1 protein-coding gene is annotated in these 569 nt (G+C 43.9%); it reads left to right on the top strand.

Annotation, left to right across the window (positions count from 1 at the left end; genetic code table 11):
- A partial coding sequence (locus tag CD113_RS08150; protein WP_206167416.1) for a PKD domain-containing protein occupies positions 1-569 on the top strand: 569 nt, incomplete at both ends.

Below are 569 nucleotides of genomic sequence, written 5' to 3'. Positions count from 1 at the left end.
AGCCCAACGACTGTGGGAACTTATCCAGTGACCGTGACAACAACAGACGCTGAAGGAAACACAACAGAGACGAAATTCACGATTACAGTGGTGGATACGACGGCACCAACGGTAAAAGACATTGACGATCAAACGAAAGAAGTTAATACACCAATCGATAACATTGTCATTGATGGAAGTGACAATAGTGGTCAGCCAGTAACAAACAGTGTGAGCGGCTTACCGAATGGCGTAACGTTTGATGAAGCAACGAATACAATCAGTGGCAGTCCAACAACGGTTGGTACGTATCCAGTAACAGTGACAACAACAGACGCGGAAGGCAACACAACAACGACAAAATTTACGATTACAGTGATAGATACGACAGCTCCAACAGTAAAAGCTATTGATGACCAAACAAAAGAAGTGAACACACCAATCGACAACATCGTTATTGACGGCCAAGATAACAGTGGCCAGCCAGTAACAAACAGTGTGAGTGGCTTACCAGAAGGCGTAACGTTTGATGAAAATACAAACACAATTAGTGGTAGTCCAACGACTGTGGGAACTTATCCAGTCACAGT

The organism is Staphylococcus simiae (assembly GCF_002902085.1).
Lineage (GTDB): Bacteria > Bacillota > Bacilli > Staphylococcales > Staphylococcaceae > Staphylococcus > Staphylococcus simiae.
This window is presented reverse-complemented; position numbering and strand designations above follow the sequence as displayed.